Source organism: Metabacillus idriensis (assembly GCF_009674765.1).
Taxonomy (GTDB): Bacteria; Bacillota; Bacilli; order Bacillales; family Bacillaceae; genus Bacillus_P; species Bacillus_P idriensis.
The window spans coordinates 224,136-241,822 of record NZ_WKKF01000001.1 but is presented as its reverse complement, the minus strand read 5'-3'; the positions used below and the strand labels follow the sequence as shown (position 1 = coordinate 241,822).

Below are 17,687 nucleotides of genomic sequence, written 5' to 3'. Positions count from 1 at the left end.
TTTTCACCTCACAATCTTCTATGCTTCAAAAGTTCCTGAAACAGCAGGTATTCAGCTTCTCTTTCTATCTGCTGCTGTTCATCTGCATCAAAGGCAGGTATGTGTTTCCTGTATAATGCGTTCTGCTTTAGGGGCAAAACGGTGCCCTCAAAATCATCAAAGCTTTTGATAATCTCTGTTAAATCAGCTAAAAAATGAGAATCAAGCTGCAGTGATTCTTTGTTGATCTCAGGCATTGATTCATTGATGATTGAGGAGATCCATACAAAATTCTCACGCCCTGTCTCATCTTCATTCCATTGATCTATTAAATCTTCAAGCACATTTTCTTCCTGAAGCGAATCATACAGTTCACTTGTACCGCTTATACGAATTGTAACTACACGCGGCTCGTCACCTCTAAGCTGCTGAAGCTGAAGATGCAGGCTGTCTATCCATTCCTCAAAACTTTCTTTAATCTGGGTTAAAAGTTCTTCCCATTTCACATCATGGAGAGGCTTAAACGTGTAAGACACGATACTTTCAGACATGGCAACGAGATAGCATCCTTTATCTCCCGTTTCTTTTCTGTTTCTGCCCTGAATATTGCCTGAATACAGAATCGGCGGCTCACTTTCATGAAGTTGCATCCGTTTATGTATATGGCCAAGCGCCCAATAGTCAAACTGTTTTTCAAGCAGGTCACTGATCAGGAAAGGGGAATAAGCATCATGGTCGGTATTGCCCGCAATCGACCCATGAAGCAGTCCAATGGTAAAATCCGCCTCACCTTGTTTCTTATAGAAAGGGGTCATATTCTGGGTAACAGCTCGCTTCGGATAGCTGTATCCATATAAATTGACGGTAGTATTTCCGTTTTTCCAGAAAGTTTTACACTCTACTTCTTTGTCTGAAAAAATATGAACATTTTGCGGCCAGCTAAGTTCCAGCCATTTCCCGCTCATGTGATCATGATTACCGTGTATGACATATACATGAATCCCGTGCAGCTCAAGCTGTTCAAATGCTTTTTTTAACTTCAGCTGTGCTTTTAAGCTCCTGTCCTCGCCGTCGAATAGATCCCCCGCTATCAATATAAAATCAACCTGTTCGCTGATAGCTAGCTTGATCAAATTGTCCAGAGCAGCAAATGTGCTTTCCTTCAGCCTTTCAAAAATCGTTTCCGGCAGCTGCTGCATTCCGGCAAACGGGCTGTCTATATGTAAATCCGCTGCATGAATAAATCGAATAGGTTCCATCCTTATTTCCTTCCTTTACTTCTCTCTTATTCTATATTGTACCACCTCAGAAATACGAATGCACGTTCTATCAAGAAATGCGGAACCGACTGTTTAGCTCCGACAGACAGATAAGGATCCGGCTGAAAAGGCGCTTTTTGCCTTTACAGACGGAACCGTTCTGGCCGAGGAGCTAGGAGGCGGAGCTAGACACACACAAGAAATGCGGAATCGCCCGGTTAGCGCAGGCAGACAGATAAGGATCAGCCAGTGAAGGCGCTTTTTGCCTTTGCTGGCTGATTCCGTTCTGGCCGAGGAGTTGGGCGATGGAGCTGGACAGCACAAAATACCAAAATCGCCAGCCAGAATTATATAGAATAACAGTTTTTCCACCTTTTATTTATTTGCTCATTCCGCCTATTTTCTTTTCTATCCGCTGAAATATCCTTTTTCAGCCGAAACAGCCATAAGATCTGCTGCAAATCTTCATTCAAAACAAAAAAACAGAGCCGCACCGACTCTGCTTCCTTCTTCTTATTAATCCTTTGACATTTGCAAGGCTTTCTTGACATCCTTAAAAGATGAGGATTTGCCGTACATGAGCACGCCGCCTTTATATACTTTAGCACCTAATACCGCAAGAGCGATTATGGTTATAACTAAAATGCCGATTGATAGTCCAATTTCCCATGCCGGAACACTCAGCATGCCGACTCTCAAGAACATAATCATTGGTGAGAAAAGCGGGATAAAGGATGTAACCGTGATGAACGTCGCTTCAGGGTTTCCAAGACCGAACATCGCGATAATGAAAGCACCTACAATAATATACGTCATCGGTGCAATCATCTGCTGAACATCTTCAATTCTGCTGACAAGCGATCCTAAAAAAGCTGCCAGAGTCGCAAAGATAAAGTACCCAAGAATAAAGAAAACAACGGCGTAAACCAATGTTGCGACAGGCACTTCTGTGAAACTGAAGAATCCATCACCCATCAATGCTGTATTTTCCATATTTCCTTTAATCGAGCTGTATCCGACCAGTACAATAAGGCCGAACTGTGTTAAGCTCACTAGTCCAATCCCAAGCAGCTTTGCAAACATTTGCTTAATTGGTGAAACAGAACTGATGAGAATTTCCATCACCCGTGATGATTTTTCTACAGCTACCTCCATCGCAATCATACTTGCATATAAGATCACTGAAAAATAAATAATGAACAGCAGAACGTAGACCAGCCCTCTTGCCTGATCCAGCTCTTCTTCTGATTTTGCATTTTTCAACAGGGCCGTTTTCTTAAGTTCTGAAGGAGCAAACAACTGACTCAGCTGTTCACTTTTCAATCCAAGATTTGCAGTACCTGCTGCTATTTTCGTTTGCTGCAAGGCCTGCTCAATTGTCTCTGAAACACTTGAGTTTGCAATGGACCTTGCATAATAGGAGCCCTGCGGCAAGCCATCTTGGTCAAGACTCAAAATTAAATATCCTTCCATTTTTTCATCAAGGACATCCTTTTTCAGCTGTTCCTCTGACTTCTCTGCGCTTTTCAGCTGCAGTTTCTTATCCATAGCTGAAGCATTCTGCTCAAACACAGGATAAATAGTTTCATTTTCCGTTTGATCAATAACTGCCACCTTAACAGCATCTTTTTCCCCATCATTAAAAAAATCAATCACATTTTGCAGGTTTGTCAGCCCAAAGATCAGCAGCAGTGTTATGCCGGTTGTAATCAAAAATGATTTTGTCTTTAATTTGCTTGTATATGTATGCCAAAAGATGATCCAAAATTTATTCATACGCGGCACCAACCTTTTCAATGAAAATATCATTCAAAGAGGGCTCTGCGAGTTCAAATTTCCGGACAAATCCTTTGCCCTGCAAAGAAGCCATGATTTTCTGAGAGACCTCTTCACCTGTAACCTGCAGGTCCATTCCTTCAAACGTTTTCTTAGATTTAGTAACACCTTCAAAGTTCTGTAAATACTCCAAGTCAAAATCAGCATGAACAATCACATTTTTTCTTCCAAAGGAACGCTTAATATCCTTTAATGCCCCGTGAACGACAGGCTTTCCTTTATGCATGATGCACAAATGCTGACACAGTTCTTCTACATGCTCCATTCTGTGACTTGAAAAGACGATCGATGTTCCGCGGTTTTTCAAATCCAATACGGCAGTTTTAAGCAGTTCTACATTTACTGGATCTAGACCGCTGAACGGTTCATCGAGAATCAGCAGCTTCGGACGATGCAGGACTGCTGTAATGAATTGAATCTTTTGCTGATTTCCTTTTGAAAGGTCCTCTACTTTCTTGTTTGCATATTCCGGAATCTTAAAGCGTTCAAGCCATTCATTCATTTCTGCCAGCGCAGTCTGTTTATTCATCCCTTTTAACCGCCCTAAATAAACAAGCTGATCACGCACTTTCACTTTAGGATAAAGCCCTCTTTCTTCCGGAAGATAGCCAATTTCATCACTCGCATCGTATCCGATTGGCTTCCCGTCCCATACAATTTGCCCTGCTGATGGATTTAATAAGCCTAAAATCATCCGGAAAGTTGTCGTTTTTCCAGCACCATTCGCCCCCAGCAAGCCAAACATTTCACTCTCTGGAATCGTTAATGAAAGCTGATCTACGGCTGTGTGTGACCCAAATCGTTTCGTAATTCCATCCAATTGTAATGTCATCCTGATTCCTCCTGTCTATCATATGTACGAAACTCATCAAACAAATGTTTCATTTTTTGCAGGAAAAAGTGAAGATGATGAGAATTATAGTTATAAGCCTATTAAATTTTTAAACTTCATATGCAAAGGGGGCTATTAAATGGGCATGTACTACTTAACGGCATTTAATAAAGACGGGGAAAAATTAATGGATGAAGGCTTTGAAGCTGCCAATGACCAGGAAGCAAAAAAAGTCGGCGAGCAAAAGCTTGAAGAAAAAAACTTTCTAAAAAAAACGCACCGCTGCACATCGGCAAGCGGTAAATTGATTTTATTTGAAAGGTGACAACATAAGCGCAGGCGCCTTGGTCAGATCCGACATGCAGATAAGAATCCGACAGAAAAGTCCGGGTCCCGCCTTTTTTGGCGGATTCGTTCTGACCGAGGATCTAGGCGCTGGAGCTGGACGGAGATAACTTAATTTCATTATCCACAACCTATTTCCTTTTATAATTTCCTAAACGACAATAAAAGCGGAACCGACTGGTCAGACTAAGGCAGACAGATAAGGATCCGGCTGAAAAGGCGCTTTTTGCCGGAGCCGTTCTGGCCGAGGGGCTAGGAGGTGGAGCTAGACACCAATGCGCAAATATTTATACGTTCTTATCTTTTCAAAAAGGACATCCATTTAAGGACGTCCTTTTTAATATTGAAGCGGTTATAAACTGGTAACCGCTTTTTCTTTATTTACCTGTAAACTGAGGTTTTCTTTTTTCTAAAAACGCATTAATGCCTTCTTGATGATCCTGAGATTGTCTCATGTTATATTGTGTTTCTTTTTCAAGTGAAAGGATGTTTTCGAGCTCTGGTTTCTTTACAGCAGAATAAATATTTTTGCTCGCAATCATCGCTTTTACAGGTTTCTGCAGCCATTCGCTGACAAGAGATTGTACGGCATCTTTTAAGTCAACGTCGCATACTAAGTCAACTAAACCAAGTTTGTACGCCTCATCTGCACTTAACTTTTCCCCGCTCCAGATTAATTGCTTGGCCTTCGCTTCGCCTAAGCGTTTTTCCATGAAGTAATGTCCGCCTCCGTCAGGTACAAGCCCGATGCCGATAAAATTCATCGCAAGAACTGAGCTTGAATGCGCGACAACATAGTCTGCTGCTAAAGCAAGACTGAATCCTAAACCTGCTGCCGGTCCGTGAATGGCGCTCACCGTTACCTTAGGCAGTGTATATAGCGTCGTGATGACCTCAGAGATTAAATCCATTACCCCTGAAAAGCCCGAGTTATCAATTGAATTCAGCATCGTTTTAATGTCCCCTCCAGCTGAAAAACCTCTACCGCTGCCAGATAAAACCACGATATCCGCTTCACTTTCACAAGCAAGCTTCAATGCCTGAAGAAGCTCTCTCAGCATTTGTTCATTCATGGCATTTAAAACATCAGGCCTGTTCATTTCAATTGTTGCATATCTTCCATGTACCGCATATGTAACAGTTTCCATACCCATCCCCCTAAATTGAATTTCCATCCTCACTAATTATTATAGCTCGTTCTGAAAATAATTGATATTATTTTCAGATAATTTAAACTCTCTCAACGATTGTCGCTGTCGCCATTCCGTGTCCAATGCATATAGTCAGCAGTCCATAGCGTGCATTCCTGCGTTCAAGCTCATTAACGAGACTCGTCATCAGCTTTGCACCAGTTGCACCAAGTGGATGACCAAGAGCAATGGCACCACCGTTTACATTCACTTTTTCAGGATCTGCCCCAATCATTTTCTGCCAGGCAAGGACAACAGGAGCAAATGCTTCATTGATTTCGAAAAGATCAATATCGTTTACAGTCAGCCCGCTTTTCTCCAGTACCTTCTGAGTTGCAGGGATGACTCCTTCAAGCATATAGGTTGGATCAGAGCCTACCACGGCTTGTGACACAATTCTTGCCTTTGGTTTTAATCCAAGCTCCCGTGCTTTGGAGCCTTCCATTAACAGGACTGCAGCCGCCCCGTCGCTCATTTGACTTGCGTTTCCTGCCGTTACCACGCCATCTTCTTTGAACACCGTTTTTAAATTTGCCAAAGCTTCAAGAGAGGTATCAGCGCGCGGACCCTCATCCTGATCAAAGACAATTTCTTCTCCTTCTTTATTCAGTCCTTTAAGCGGCAGAATTTCAGATTGATAAATTCCTTTTTGAATGGCTTCTAAAGCCCGCTTATGGCTTCGCAGCGAGTATTCATCAAGCTCCTGTCTTGTAATCTGATGTTTTTCTGCAATCATTTCGGCTGAAATGCCCTGATGAACAAAGTTATATTTTTCATGCAGGCTTGAAGGGATCGTTTCGTCGTTTCCATCGCTTAAGATAGGAACCTTTGTCATGCTCTCTACACCCGCTGCAATGACAATGTCCATATCACCGGACCTGATTTCCTGACAGGCAAAATGAATGGCCTGCTGGCCTGATCCGCACATGCGGTTTATTTGAACGGCAGGCACGCTTACAGGAAATCCTGCTTCAAGAACCGCAAGTCTTCCAATATTAAAGCCTTGTTCTGCAATTGGGGATACGCAGCCCATAACCACATCCTCAACCTGCTCTTTCGGCAGACCTGCCCTTATGACAACCTCATTTAAAACAGCTGCGGCAAGGTGAACGGGATGTGCTTCTCTGAAGGCACCCTTCCTTTTTCCAACAGCCGTTCTTACCGCTTCAACAATTACTACTTCCCGTGTCATTTTCTCTCTCCTTCGTATGTGTAAAATCCTTTACCTGTTTTTCGTCCGTGATGTCCTGCTTCAACTAATTTTCTTAACAGCTGCGGAGGCAAAAAGCGGTCACCGTATGCATCCGCCATCCCATTGCTGACAAACAGCATCGTATCAAGACCGACTAAGTCTGCAAGCTCAAGCGGCCCCATCGGATAATTCAGCCCAAGCTTGACCGCTTTGTCGATATCTTCCGCACTTGCAATTCCTTCTTCGTAAATCCGGATGCATTCAAGCATATGGGCAGACAGCGCTCTTGTTGTGACAAAGCCCTGTGCATCTTTTACTAATACCGTTTCTTTCCCGATTTCCTGTGATAATTTCCTGATTGCTTCTATTGTCTGATCAGATGTATCAATTCCCTTTACAATTTCAATCAGCTTCATAACAGGGGCCGGATTAAACCAGTGCATGCCAATGACCTGGTCCGGTCTTTTTGTTGCAGCCGCAATGGATGTAACACTTAGTTCTGACGTATTTGTTGCCAGGATAACCCCTTTTTCCGTTAATTCATCAAGTTCTTTGAAGATCGCTTTTTTAAGCTCCAGATTTTCGGGAACTGCTTCAACAACCAGCTCTGCAGCATTTACTGCATCTGCAAGCACAGTAAAAGAACGGATTTTTTCTAACGCTGCGGACTTATCAGATTCTGAAAGATGTCCTGCTTTAACGAACCTTGATAAGCTTTTATCAATTCCAGTTTGTGCTTTTTCCAGGGCTTTCTCTGAAACATCATATAAGTAAACTGTTTTTCCTGCTGCCGCAAAGGATTGGGCAATCCCGCTCCCCATTAATCCTGATCCAATAACAGCTATTTTCTGTATGCTCATGGAAGTGAATCCCCCTTGATTTTTTGCTGAATGGTTTAAGCAAGATCTAAATTTTTCACGATGATGGTTTTCATGATTTCATTTGTGCCTGCGTAAATGGCCGAAACAGGTATATCCCGATATCGTCTGGCAATCTCGTATTCTTCCATATAACCGTATCCGCCATGAAGCTGCATAACCTCTGACGCCACTTTTTTAGCCATGTCCGTAATCCAGTACTTAGCCATGGAAACACGTGTAACCGCATTTTTCCCTGCCAGATGTTCTTCAATGACAGAATCTAAAAAGGTACGTCCAATTTCAATTTCTGTTGCCATTTCTGCCAGCCGGAACTGTACAGTCTGAAAATCGCTGATTGATTTTCCAAACGCTTTTCTTTGCTTCGTATACTGCTTGGCAATAGCAAGCATTCTCTCAGCAGAAGTCTGCGCTCCGATTGCTACAAGGAGACGCTCCTGCTGCAGCTTATCCATTAAATAATAGAAGCCTTTGCCTTCTTCTCCTAAAAGGTTCGCCGCAGGCACTTTTGCATCCTCAAAAATGAGTTCTGCAGTATCCTGTGCGTGCAAGCCTACTTTTTCAAGCTTTCTGCCTCTTTTAAAGCCAGGTGTATCTCTTTCAACGACCAGAAGGCTGATGCCTTTATGTGCAGGCACCGCCTTTGGGTCCGTTTTGCAGACGACAACAATTAAATCCGCACAGATTCCATTTGTAATGAATGTCTTCTCCCCATTTAATACATAGTAGTCCCCTTGTTTAATAGCTGTCGTTTTTACAGCTGAGAGATCTGAACCTGCGCCTGGCTCTGTCATCGCAATCGCCGTAATGGTTTCTCCCGTCACACAAGTCGGCAGGAACCTTTGCTTCAGTTTTTCCGTTCCGTAAGAATCAAAATACGGCACGACGATATCGTTATGAAGGCTGATGCCGATCAGGCTGGATCCCACTTTTTCAAGCTCTTCGTTTATAATGACGGAATAGGCAAAATCTACGCCGGATCCTCCGTACTTCTCATCCGTCCAGGGACACAAAAAACCTTGCTCTCCCATTTTGATCCAAAGTTCACGCGGGACCATTCCTGCTTTTTCCCACTGATCATAGTAGGGCACTGCTTCTTTTTGAAGGAATTTTCTTAGTGCTTCCCGGAATATTTGATGCTCTTTTTGCAAGTATGCTGCCGGCATTTCACTCAGCCCCCCTGTTTTATGCGCTTGGCTGTTCTGCGAGCTTCTCCCTTAAAAGAAATTTTTGGATTTTGCCGCTCGCGTTTCTAGGCAGCGCCTCTACAAAGTGATATTTGCGCGGTCTTTTATATGGCGCAAGCTTATCGCTCGATTTGCAGAATTCCTCAAGCTCCTGTTCTGTTAGATTCATATCTTTTCTGACAATAAAGGCTGTTACACATTCTCCCCATTTCTCGTGCGGCTCTCCTAAAACAGCTGCATCGAGTACGCCTTTATGCTCAAATAAAACATCCTCAACTTCTCGCGGATACACATTTTCCCCGCCACTTATAATCATGTCGTCTACTCGGTCAGCCACATATAAAAACCCGTCACGATCCAAATATCCTAAATCGCCTGAATGATACCAGCCCTTATACAGCGCTTTTTCTGATGCTTCTTGCATATTGAAATAACCTGCCATCATACAAGGTCCCTTTACAATAATTTCACCAACCTGTCCCGGCTGAAGAATATCTTCAGGTTCTGATGAACCATTCTCATTCGGCTTTACAATCCGCAGCTCATGTCCGAAGCAGACTTTTCCCGCTGAGCCTACTTTAGTCAGCTGCTCATCTTCTGACAGGAAAGTGACTGCAGGTCCCATTTCTGTCATGCCATAAGCCTGAATAAGGTCGGTGCCCAGCTTTTCCTTGCAGAGCTTGACTAGAGCCGGTGCCATCGGAGCTGCCCCGTACAAGCCAAGTCGCAGGGATGTCAGATTGTACGTTTCAATATTCTCCTGAAGCATCATGTTCCACATCGTTGGCGCTCCAAAAAAGACGGTGATTTTCTCTTCTTCGATCAGCTGAAGCACAAGCTCCGGCTCAAAATGATGCAAAATCACGTTGCTTCCTCCAACCTGTACTCGCGGGAGGAAACAGCAGTGGAGCTCTGCACAGTGAAACATCGGTGCAGCCACTAATCCGCGGTCATCCTTTGTCAGCCTTTTCGCAGCAATACAAACATGATTCTGCTCAATCATATCCCGGTGACGATGAAGAACTCCTTTCGGGCGCCCAGTTGTCCCGCTCGTATACATGATGGCATACAGATCATTTTCAGTAATTTCCATGTCAATGAGCCTGTCGCTTGTATGCTTAACTTTCTCATGGTAGCTTGAAGCATATGACGGCGGTTCACCGTCGATGAACCAGAAGGAGATCTCGTCAAACTGCGATTGAATGTCGCTGATTTGCTGCTCAAGCGCCCGTTCAAACAGAATTAAGGAAGGCTTTGCATCGTTTAAGATGTAGGCCACCTCCTGGGCTTTCAGCCTGAAGTTGATTGGATTGATAACCGCACCGATTTTAGCACTGGCAAAATAAGCCGTTGCAAGCTCAATCGTATTAAATAAATACGTCGAGATCCGGTCACCTTTCTTAACGCCTGCCTCCAAAAACGCATTCGCAAGCTTATTCACTTCTTTTTGCCACTCGGCATACGTCCACCTGATGCCTCTCCGGACATCATAAATGGCTTCCTTTGCAGGGTACTTCTCAGCAGTCAAATCAAATACTCGTCCAATCGTTGAATACATAGAAACTCCTCCTTTAGATAGAAAGCGTTTACAATAAGGGCAGCAATACTTCATTATTTAATCCCTTTATTAACATTCATCTTTTTTCAGAAAATTCCTTCATTCTATTTGAATTCTTTCATTAGAAGGTTTTATATCTATGAAAATTCGTTCTTTTATAGAGGCTTTTTAATCATCTGCAAATAAAAAAGGCTCGAGAAATTCCTCCGAACCCTAAGATGATTATTCCGTAATATAAAAGCCGCCCTAAGCTGACAGCTGGTATTAAACATTGGATTGATAAACTTGAATTGGTAAATAAATCTCTACCTCTTCCTCACCATTTTCCATTGGATGATAAGTCTCAACAATATGAGATTCTAAGTCTCTTTTATAACTATGATCATCTGCCCATTGTACTAAATTGTGATGCAGGCTGCCGATATTATTCATTTTTCCTCTAATCGTGACATAGGTTTGAGACAATTCGATATAATCCATCCCGTCTGGAACGGCTTCAAGAGACTCATGAACAATTAATCCTACATAATAGTGACCTCTCAAATGGTTAACATCCCTTTTGGGTTCAAAAAGAGCGATTTCAGTACCCGAACGGTTTTCTAGTTCATCTAAACGAGTTAGAAATTGCCGGGCAAGACTTGGAACATCGATGCCAAAATTGTCAAAAGCTCCACTGCCCTTGATCCCTACCACTTTAAAAGTTCTCTTAACCTTCTTACAATCCATTATTATCCCTCCTGCCACTTATTTTTCCACTATATTACAATTTCGTTATACCTAAATGAATTCCTTCCAAAAAAAAATAACCAGCCATTTTTTAGGTAGACTGGTTATTTTGTACTTTATTTCTTTTTGAAAGAAGTCATAAATTTAGTACTCTTTTTCAAGAGTAACATCGTTCTCTTCTGCCAGCATTTCTAACTCATCACTGAATTCTCTGATCATTTTACGTGCTGTCGCAAGCTTATCATTCGCCTCGATAATTTTCCCCCTGTCCTGTTCTTCAAGCCCTGAAATGATCAAAATAAAAGCACTATGCTGAATATTGGCTGCTTTAATGTAATTTTCATGCAAGGCCTTTATTTTTTCCGATTCGACCTGAACGTCTTCTAAATCAGCAATAAAGGAATTGTACGTTGGCGAAACTTCATCTACCATCACTGAATACATGACTTCATCACTAGTGTAATTGTCGCCGGACACACTGTCATATGCGCTGATGGCAGCTGTTTCTTTTACCGTAACCTCAGGCAGGATTTCATTCACATAGGTCAGCAATTCCTCCTGTACAGAATCCTCCGAACATCCCGAAAGCAAAAACAGAAACATAAACAGACAGGTGCCCAGTAGTTTTTTCATTTCTCCCACCTCCTCACTCCCCTAGGCTATTCAGCCATGAGCTGTCTCATGTTGGGGGATGCTTGGATTATTTAAGTGGTTGAATAGCGCAGGAAGACATGTGAGCTTATTACGAAAAACATAAAAAAGAAGCTCCCCCTTTTCTGGGAAAGCCTCTCTGACCAATATCACACAAACATTTCTTCCAGAATCTTAATTTTCGCTTCTGTATAATGCTCAAAGCTGTCGTTATAAGATTTGGGATCCTTTGGATTCGCAAATTGCGTAATCTTCCCTGTTTCAGGATGTATGAATTTGCTGGCAGCGCCGCATCCGATGCCAATGATGGATTGCTGCTCCTCCATGATCATAATGTTATAAATGCTGTCCTGGCCCTCAAGCGCGTAGCCGACATTTTCCAGATTGCCAAGAATGTTTTTTTGACGGTACAAGTAGTATGGAGTATAGCCGTGTTCATCTGTCCATTTGACAGCATGGTCCATCATTTCTTCGATTTCTTCGCGTCCTGCCACTTTGTATTTTTGTTTATTTCTTGTCATCTCTGATGCACGTTTAAAGGACAGCGTATGAACCGTTAAGGATTCAGGCATCAGTTTTTCTGTTTCAGATAGAGTATAATCAAATTCTTTTATTCCTTCACCTGGCAATCCAATAATCAAGTCCATATTAATATTGTTCATGCCCATGGAGCGTGCTAAATGGAATTTATCAATGGTTTCCTGAACGGAGTGATGACGGCCGATGGCTTTTAATGTTTCATCAATATAAGATTGAGGATTGATGCTGATTCGGTCGATATTCCATTTTTTCAACACGTTCAGTTTGTCCTCTGTAATCGTATCCGGACGGCCTGCTTCTACTGTAAGCTCGCGGATTTTATCTACACCCGGGAATGATGCGTTCATTTCTTCGTACAGCATATCCATTTCTTCTGCAGTAATGCTTGTAGGAGTGCCTCCGCCGTAATAAACAGTCGTGATTTTTATGTTTTTCTCTTTCAGCCATTTTCCCATCTCACGGATTTCATAGTGCAGCCCGCCGAGAAACGAATCGACAGATCCCTGTCTACCGCCGATTGCATAAGCAGGGAACGTGCAGTACGCACATTTAGTCGGACAGAACGGGATGCCAATATAAATGCTCACTTCTTTTGAAAGATCATACAGATCGGGAACAACGCTCAGCTGCCTGTCGACGATCCGCTGCATCAGCTGAATTTTTTCGTCTGAAATTAAATATTCTTCCTTCAGCATCTGATGCGCTTCTTCTTTTGACATGCCCTCACGCAATTTTTTATGAAGAAGCTTTGTCGGACGGATGCCTGTTAAGATCCCCCACTGCTGAATCATGCCTGTGTAATCCTGAAGCAGGTTCAGATGCACGTATACGAGTGTATGTTTAACCGCTTTAAATACTTCTTTTTCACTCAGGTCATCTGAAATACCTTTTTCGTGCGCAGCCGACTTCTCATATCCATTTTGATCAGACAAAGTTCCGCGGACGCTAATGCTTCCATTCTTTTCTTCTATTTGAAAAACGATGCTGATATCCGCTTCTGTTTCTTCAAACATCAGCTTTGTTTCTTCGTAAAACAAATTTGAAATTAACTGCAGCGGACGATGAAATCGTTCATCGTTTATGCCATTTATAGTAAAACGCAAGATTCTCACCTTATCTTCTTTTAGTTTCAAAACTTCCTTAAGTGTACAAAACCTAGAGCATATGGTCAATTTAGAAAAGCAGAGACGCTCGGTCAGTTCAGGGAGACAGATTCGTGATCTGAAACCTGCAAATAATTGTGAGTCTGTCTCAAACGCGGTTAGCAGCAGCACGTAATTCAGTAAAAATAACGCTTTTATTAGCGAAAATATAATTTTTTATAGCGGTTTTTCAAGTTCATTTAGCCGTTTTGAAGAATTCAGCAATTGGAATTTTTTATTCGCCGATCTTTCACTTATTTAATCAGTTATTCTTGTTATTTACAGGAATCACGATTCAATTCACGGAAACACTCTTCCAACTCTCAACAGCCGATTTTTCGAAAAAAATATAAAAACAGATGGCGAAAACGCCATCTGCTTCTATTTACAGCACATATTTTTTAATTGCTTCAGCAACCCCGTCTTCATCATTGGACAAAGTGACCCAGTCTGCTGCTTCTTTGACGATGTCCTGAGCATTCCCCATTGCAACACCAACACCGGCTTCTTTAATCATCGCCAGGTCATTCATGCTGTCGCCGCAGGCAAGCACGTTTTCCATTGTAATGCCGAGCAGTCCGCATACCTTCTCAATGCCCTTGGCTTTATTAATTCCAATTGCATTCACCTCAAGGTTTGTAGGACTTGAATTTGTGATTTCAAACTCGCCTCTGCTGCGGAGCTCATTTAAAATGGTTTCACGGGCTTTATCATCTTCAATTTCAAATCCGAACTTCAGCCACTGAAATGTGCTTAAATCCTCCGGCATTTCATTAAAGAAGACTCTTTCTGTGCTTGTTGCCCAGTAACCTGTTTTATGTGTTTTAGATAAATCATACATCCAAGTCATCAAATCATTATGGACAATATTTCTATCCACGAGTTCACCTTGCTCGTCCCAGATTTCGCTGCCATTTACAGTGACCAAATAAGAAGATAAGCTCAGTGACTTAGCTAGATCCCTCAGGGTTGCCATGCTTCTGCCAGTGCTGATGACGACGTGAATGCCCCGGGCTTCAGCGTCTCTGATTGCTTTTCTGTTTCCTTCTGAAATTTCTTTTTTTTCGTTTAGAAGTGTTCCATCCATATCAAGTGCAATAAGTTTAATCTCCATGTAAAAATCCTCCTATACCTTCTCGGCTCTTTACATAGGATATCATTTTACAGGCTGATAAACCAAATCGATGCCTCATGCTACTCATAAAAAAAGTCTTTTATTTATTAAACATTCGCCGATTCCATTGCAAAGTACTCTTTAATCGAATAGCTGAATAACTGGCGTTTAATTCTCCCTTTATCGCCAATTAGCCTGTACCAGCTTTGCCCGACATAAAAGTGATTTGAAAGCAGGATCTCCAGAACATAGGAAATCCGGTCATCGGCTTCTTCAGTTTCAATTTTCACTTTGCTTGAAAAAGCTAAAACAAAGTATGGTTTTTCATAATCCAGCTCCAGAACTTGCAGATGATAACTATCTCCGTGTTTGCGGTTAAAGTCTTCAAGCACTTTTTCGAGGCCCATTCCTATTTCTATATCGAATTTGCCCGCTTCACTCCAAGTTGTGATGAGTGAATCATAAAGTGACAGTGTAAGGATATAGTGCGATTGATACTCGCCTGGATTAAATTCTCGATTTGCATTTTGATCTTCGAGCGGCACAATAATGTACTTTTCGTAATTTGAGAAGAAGTCCCCTTTCATCTCTTTACCTTCTTTCTTTAGTTATTGACCCAGGAATGTTGTGAGTGATCCGTGCATTTCTGAAAAAATAGTTATACCTTATTAGTTCTAAATAAAATCGGAAATACCTTCTCATTCTTTACAAGAAAAGCGCAAGAGTCCGTTTAGCACAGGCATGACAGATAAATATCCTCAATTCTTGGCGCTTTTTCCAATACTGGCGGTTCCGTTCTTGACGAGGAGCCTGAGCGATTCCGCTCGCCATCGAAGCTCAAACTTTCTTATCACTGAACAAAAAAAAAGAGCTATATCTTTCAGCTCTTTTCATTGCCTGTTAATGAATCTGCCATTTCTGCGTCTGTCGCTAAAATAAAATCTGTATGAACGTAGTGCGATCCAAACATTTCATGAAGGTCTTCTATTTTCAGCGATTTCACTTTTACGATATCATCATTCTCTTTATAAACATAAATAGTAAAATACTGATTTAGGTACTCAAAAAAGGAATTCGGATCTACTCCCGATTTTTCAAAATAGTCACTGTTGAACTCGATAAAACCTAGAACAGAGCGGCTGTTTTCAAATAATTGCCTCATTCCCTTTAAAACGAAAGCTTCATATCCTTCGACATCAATTTTAAAAAGAACCGCTTTATTTTCCATGCTTTTATTAAATAACGAATCAACAGTAATTGATTGTACGGAAACCTCGTCGACCATGTGATGCGCCGGCATATAAGATGCCGAAGAGGTTCCTGACCAGTGGTTATCTATGAAAAACCGTTTTTCTTCTCCGTCTGAATCAGAAGCAAAGGCATGAACAATCTTGATTTGTGATTGATTCGGATGAGCATCCCGGGATTGGCTGATATATGTAAGCAGGTTTCGGTTAGCTTCAATTCCGTAAATCTTTGTATGTTTCGGATAGATCATTGAGAAAATACATTCTCCATAGTTGACGCCTATATCAATAATATAGTCCGGCTTCACTGCTTCAACAGCCTGCTGCCAAAAAGAAAGCAGCCTCTTTTGCGTCACGCCCCCTCTGATCAGCAATGCTCTGCCCCGATTCTCTTTTGAATCAACATAAAGTACGGTTGAAGACGGCAGTACGATTTTATCCGGAAGTTTGCTGATATCCAATGTTCTGTATTTCATCAGTATCCCAAAATCAATTAACCCTTTCCAAAGCTTAGGGTACTGCTCCCACATTTTCATAAGAAACGGCTTTCTTACAGCTGCTTTGTTAATCATGATGGTCCTCCTTTTTAAGCATTCTTATATCTTCTTATTAACCTATAAAAATCCTTTTGAATTGGATATAGATTAACATAGAATTTACAATTGGCTAAAAAAGGAGATTTCCGGTTTTTTAAACGATTCAGCTTATCCTGTTCTTGATTCCTCTTTACGAGCCATCTCGGCGCTTTGAGGAATCATAGCGGGTCTTCTTTTCCACTTTTCGTGCCATCTCAGCGTTTTGAGGAATCATAGCGAGTCTTTGTTTCCACTTTTCACACCATTTCCACGTTTTGAGGAATCATAGCAGGGCTTTGGTTCCTCTTTTCGTGCCATCTCGGTGCTTTGAGGAATCATAGCGGGGCTTTGGTTCCTCTTTTCACACCATCTCGGCGCTTTGAGGAATCATAGCAGTTCTTTAATCACCTGAAACAACAAAAAAACGGATACAAATTGGCTTGCAATTTAGTACCCGTTTTATTCTGTATTTTGCTGCTCCAGTGGTCCTCTGTTATCGGTCAACCTTCAGTTTATCTAAGAACTCAATGCGATGCTGTTTTCTGAAGTGTTCTTTAACCATATATGAAACACCCTGGTCATCGTTATTTCTTGTAATCCAGTCAGCCGCTTTTTTCACATGATTAGGGGCGTTCCCCATCGCTACTCCAAGTCCTGCCATTTCAATCATTTCTTTGTCATCATCAGCGTCTCCAATAGCGACCATTTCTTCAGGCAAAATATTTAAATGCTGACCAAGCAGCCTTAAGCCGTTCACCTTTGATACACCTTTTGCAGTAATTTCGAGCACTGTTGGGTTTTTGACCCTTATGGTAATGCCTTCGAACGCATCAGAAAGCACTTTTTCAACCTCTTGGCATTCGTGCTCTTCTGAAAAGTACACTTCCATTTTGGGGGCTGAGAGCGGTTCATCTCTTAAGTTTTCTCCAAGCGAATCGACAAACTGTACTGGATAAAACAACGGATCCGTTGGGCTTAACAATGTTTTCCCCACGATATTTGAGGATACTTTCTTCCTGTTTCCGAGCGAAAAACGTTCATGCACGATTCGGACGTTGCAATCAAATGTTTCGAGCACCTGAACGAGGTTAAATGTTTTTTCCTCTGATATTCTGTTTTCATAGAAAGACCTGTCAACTTTATCAGAAATAAACGCACCGCTGTGCGTAATCAAAATATTGTTTATCTTAAGCGCTTTTGCAAGTTTTTTGGCCGTCTGAAAATGCCGGCTTGTAACGAGAGTAACGTATACTCCCTTTTTTTGAACATAATGGATCGCTTCCCTTGTAGAAGGTTGAAGTCGACCGTTGGAACGAAGCAATGTTCCGTCAATGTTTAATGCTAGTAGTCGGTAGATCACTGTGAATCCCCCTTCAGCTGATGTCTGATTTCTAATATGAGGATATGTCCTTTCATCCTGAAATAGAACGAAATGC

16 protein-coding genes are annotated in these 17,687 nt (G+C 41.9%); 1 reads left to right on the top strand and 15 read right to left on the bottom strand.

Going from position 1 to position 17,687, the window contains the following annotated elements; all coding sequences use genetic code 11:
* Positions 1 to 8: 8 nt before the first annotated feature.
* The 3 genes from GJU41_RS01240 to GJU41_RS01230 form a co-directional block, all read right to left on the bottom strand.
* Positions 9 to 1,238: a metallophosphoesterase family protein gene (locus GJU41_RS01240; protein WP_070879391.1), complete on the bottom strand. Its 1,230-nt coding sequence runs from the start codon at positions 1,236 to 1,238 to the stop codon at positions 9 to 11.
* Between the two features lie 516 nt (positions 1,239 to 1,754).
* The gene (locus tag GJU41_RS01235) at positions 1,755 to 3,014 is read right to left on the bottom strand and encodes an ABC transporter permease (RefSeq protein ID WP_070879390.1); all 1,260 of its coding nucleotides are present in this window, start codon (positions 3,012 to 3,014) and stop codon (positions 1,755 to 1,757) included.
* Positions 3,007 to 3,906 carry an ABC transporter ATP-binding protein gene (locus GJU41_RS01230; RefSeq protein WP_070879389.1) on the bottom strand — a complete coding sequence of 300 codons (900 nt, stop codon included), beginning with the start codon at positions 3,904 to 3,906 and terminating at the stop codon, positions 3,007 to 3,009. The genes GJU41_RS01235 and GJU41_RS01230 overlap by 8 nt, the downstream gene beginning before the upstream one ends.
* Before the next feature lie 139 nt (positions 3,907 to 4,045).
* Between GJU41_RS01230 and GJU41_RS01225 the strand changes: the two genes are divergently transcribed.
* On the top strand, positions 4,046 to 4,231 hold the full coding sequence (locus GJU41_RS01225; protein WP_154317864.1) for a YhzD family protein: 186 nt from the start codon (positions 4,046 to 4,048) through the stop codon (positions 4,229 to 4,231).
* A 397-nt stretch (positions 4,232 to 4,628) separates the two neighbouring features.
* Here the strand turns inward: GJU41_RS01225 and GJU41_RS01220 are convergent, their stop codons facing one another.
* From GJU41_RS01220 to GJU41_RS01165, 12 genes are all read right to left on the bottom strand, one after another.
* Positions 4,629 to 5,405, bottom strand: coding sequence for an enoyl-CoA hydratase (locus GJU41_RS01220; RefSeq protein ID WP_139149180.1), 777 nt, complete (start codon positions 5,403 to 5,405; stop codon positions 4,629 to 4,631).
* A gap of 76 nt (positions 5,406 to 5,481) precedes the next feature.
* Positions 5,482 to 6,633 carry a thiolase family protein gene (locus GJU41_RS01215; protein WP_070879386.1) on the bottom strand — a complete coding sequence of 384 codons (1,152 nt, stop codon included), beginning with the start codon at positions 6,631 to 6,633 and terminating at the stop codon, positions 5,482 to 5,484.
* Entirely contained in the window at positions 6,630 to 7,493 is an 864-nt protein-coding gene (locus GJU41_RS01210) for a 3-hydroxyacyl-CoA dehydrogenase family protein (RefSeq protein WP_070879385.1), read from the bottom strand. Before GJU41_RS01210 ends, GJU41_RS01215 begins: the two co-directional genes overlap by 4 nt.
* A gap of 35 nt (positions 7,494 to 7,528) precedes the next feature.
* On the bottom strand, positions 7,529 to 8,677 hold the full coding sequence (locus tag GJU41_RS01205; RefSeq protein WP_070879384.1) for an acyl-CoA dehydrogenase family protein: 1,149 nt from the start codon (positions 8,675 to 8,677) through the stop codon (positions 7,529 to 7,531).
* A 19-nt stretch (positions 8,678 to 8,696) separates the two neighbouring features.
* Positions 8,697 to 10,256: a fatty acid--CoA ligase gene (locus tag GJU41_RS01200; RefSeq protein ID WP_070879383.1), complete on the bottom strand. Its 1,560-nt coding sequence runs from the start codon at positions 10,254 to 10,256 to the stop codon at positions 8,697 to 8,699.
* Between the two features lie 264 nt (positions 10,257 to 10,520).
* On the bottom strand, positions 10,521 to 10,982 hold the full coding sequence (locus GJU41_RS01195) for a GyrI-like domain-containing protein (RefSeq protein WP_070879382.1): 462 nt from the start codon (positions 10,980 to 10,982) through the stop codon (positions 10,521 to 10,523).
* 144 nt (positions 10,983 to 11,126) lie between these two features.
* Positions 11,127 to 11,615, bottom strand: coding sequence for a hypothetical protein (locus GJU41_RS01190; RefSeq protein ID WP_154317863.1), 489 nt, complete (start codon positions 11,613 to 11,615; stop codon positions 11,127 to 11,129).
* Between the two features lie 167 nt (positions 11,616 to 11,782).
* On the bottom strand, positions 11,783 to 13,276 hold the full coding sequence (locus GJU41_RS01185) for a coproporphyrinogen III oxidase (protein WP_070879380.1): 1,494 nt from the start codon (positions 13,274 to 13,276) through the stop codon (positions 11,783 to 11,785).
* 424 nt (positions 13,277 to 13,700) lie between these two features.
* A complete protein-coding gene (locus GJU41_RS01180) occupies positions 13,701 to 14,429 on the bottom strand; it encodes a Cof-type HAD-IIB family hydrolase (protein WP_070879379.1) in 729 nt (242 codons plus the stop codon).
* Positions 14,430 to 14,536: 107 nt separating this feature from the next.
* Positions 14,537 to 15,016, bottom strand: coding sequence for a hypothetical protein (locus GJU41_RS01175; RefSeq protein ID WP_070879378.1), 480 nt, complete (start codon positions 15,014 to 15,016; stop codon positions 14,537 to 14,539).
* Positions 15,017 to 15,309: 293 nt separating this feature from the next.
* The gene (locus GJU41_RS01170; RefSeq protein WP_070879377.1) at positions 15,310 to 16,248 is read right to left on the bottom strand and encodes an FkbM family methyltransferase; all 939 of its coding nucleotides are present in this window, start codon (positions 16,246 to 16,248) and stop codon (positions 15,310 to 15,312) included.
* Between the two features lie 496 nt (positions 16,249 to 16,744).
* Complete coding sequence (locus GJU41_RS01165) at positions 16,745 to 17,611, bottom strand: Cof-type HAD-IIB family hydrolase (protein ID WP_070879376.1); 867 nt, start codon at positions 17,609 to 17,611, stop codon at positions 16,745 to 16,747.
* Between the last annotated feature and the right edge of the window lie 76 nt (positions 17,612 to 17,687).

Coding starts and splice junctions, on each gene's coding strand:
- GJU41_RS01235 (WP_070879390.1), bottom strand. CDS start 3,014: ATGAATAAATTTTGGATCATCTTTTGGCATACATATACAAGCAAATTA.
- GJU41_RS01230 (WP_070879389.1), bottom strand. CDS start 3,906: ATGACATTACAATTGGATGGAATTACGAAACGATTTGGGTCACACACA.
- GJU41_RS01190 (WP_154317863.1), bottom strand. CDS start 11,615: ATGAAAAAACTACTGGGCACCTGTCTGTTTATGTTTCTGTTTTTGCTT.
- GJU41_RS01195 (WP_070879382.1), bottom strand. CDS start 10,982: ATGGATTGTAAGAAGGTTAAGAGAACTTTTAAAGTGGTAGGGATCAAG.
- GJU41_RS01225 (WP_154317864.1), top strand. CDS start 4,046: ATGGGCATGTACTACTTAACGGCATTTAATAAAGACGGGGAAAAATTA.
- GJU41_RS01205 (WP_070879384.1), bottom strand. CDS start 8,677: ATGCCGGCAGCATACTTGCAAAAAGAGCATCAAATATTCCGGGAAGCA.
- GJU41_RS01180 (WP_070879379.1), bottom strand. CDS start 14,429: ATGGAGATTAAACTTATTGCACTTGATATGGATGGAACACTTCTAAAC.
- GJU41_RS01210 (WP_070879385.1), bottom strand. CDS start 7,493: ATGAGCATACAGAAAATAGCTGTTATTGGATCAGGATTAATGGGGAGC.
- GJU41_RS01170 (WP_070879377.1), bottom strand. CDS start 16,248: ATGATTAACAAAGCAGCTGTAAGAAAGCCGTTTCTTATGAAAATGTGG.
- GJU41_RS01215 (WP_070879386.1), bottom strand. CDS start 6,633: ATGACACGGGAAGTAGTAATTGTTGAAGCGGTAAGAACGGCTGTTGGA.
- GJU41_RS01175 (WP_070879378.1), bottom strand. CDS start 15,016: ATGAAAGGGGACTTCTTCTCAAATTACGAAAAGTACATTATTGTGCCG.
- GJU41_RS01220 (WP_139149180.1), bottom strand. CDS start 5,405: ATGGGTATGGAAACTGTTACATATGCGGTACATGGAAGATATGCAACA.
- GJU41_RS01240 (WP_070879391.1), bottom strand. CDS start 1,238: ATGGAACCTATTCGATTTATTCATGCAGCGGATTTACATATAGACAGC.
- GJU41_RS01200 (WP_070879383.1), bottom strand. CDS start 10,256: ATGTATTCAACGATTGGACGAGTATTTGATTTGACTGCTGAGAAGTAC.